At 44.6% G+C, this 1,112-nt stretch carries 1 protein-coding gene and 1 pseudogene; both read left to right on the top strand.

Annotated elements, in window-relative coordinates; genetic code table 11:
• The first annotated feature begins 24 nt into the window (after window positions 1-24).
• The gene (locus R8O70_RS25950) at window positions 25-693 is read left to right on the top strand and encodes a response regulator transcription factor (protein ID WP_005463721.1); all 669 of its coding nucleotides are present in this window, start codon (window positions 25-27) and stop codon (window positions 691-693) included.
• A pseudogene (locus R8O70_RS25945) lies at window positions 665-1,112 on the top strand (sensor histidine kinase); the annotation flags it as partial. The gene R8O70_RS25950 and the pseudogene R8O70_RS25945, both read left to right, overlap by 29 nt.

The raw sequence follows: 1,112 nt of genomic DNA, 5'->3' as shown, positions 1-1,112 counted from the left end.
AGATCGTGAAGAAATGTGAGTCGTATGAAAATTTTAATTGTTGATGATAACCACAATGTTTCCGAGACCATTGCTGACTACCTAGAACTCGAAGGTATGACGATAGATTGCGCGTATCACGGAGAGGCTGCGCTGGCGTTGTTGGAAGATAACCATTACGACGTGATCATTATGGACATCATGATGCCAAAACTCGATGGTATCAGTACCGTACAAAAGCTGCGTCAGGAACAGTTTTGCGGAACGCCCATTCTTTTTCTAACCGCAAAAGACACATTAGATGACAAAATAGCGGCATTTAAAGCGGGTGGGGATGACTACTTAATGAAGCCGTTTGCGATGCAAGAGCTCAGTTTACGTATTCATGCTTTAGCTAGTCGTGGCCCACGCCAAGACATTGGTACGCTGACGTTCGCTGATATCTGTTTAGATGCGCGCACTGGTAAAGTCACGCGCGATGGTAAAGAGATCAAGCTAAGTCGCATCCAAACCAAAATCTTAAAGTTGCTCTTGAAGTACGCGCCTGCGTCAGTATCACGAACGGAAGTGATCGAAAGTGTTTGGGGTGACGAACCACCTAGTAGTGATGCATTACGCAGCCATATTTATGGTTTGAGAACTGCACTCGATAAAGGTTTTGAAGAATCACGATTAGAGACTATTCATGGACAAGGTTACCGACTTAAAGCATAACGAATACCCAAGTATTTATCGCAAGATTCGCTGGGGTTTTGGCGTGATGACGTTCGTCATGTTTACGCTGTTTTGGTCACTGATTTATGTCGCAGAAAACAAACTTGAGGTATTGAGTCTCCATCACTGGCTCGATACGGAAGCGGCGCTCTACACCGAAAATTTTCAAAAGCAGGGTTGGAAGGCCCCGTTACCAAACAAGTTGGAATTTAACTCCTATTGGAGTAAAGCACCGACGCCAAGTTGGTTGCTCGCGTTCAAATCTCCAGGCTTTTATGAATACTTGTTGGGCGAAGAGGATAAGCACTTTGTAGTGTTTGATCATCCTTCTGGCGAAGGCTTGATGTACATCGTCTTCCAAGATGACTCGGACGATTATCTGGATGAATATGAAAGCTCATTGCACCAGTTCACTCTGT

The organism is Vibrio sp. 779(2023) (assembly GCF_033344285.1).
Lineage (GTDB): Bacteria > Pseudomonadota > Gammaproteobacteria > Enterobacterales > Vibrionaceae > Vibrio > Vibrio alginolyticus.
This window is presented reverse-complemented; position numbering and strand designations above follow the sequence as displayed.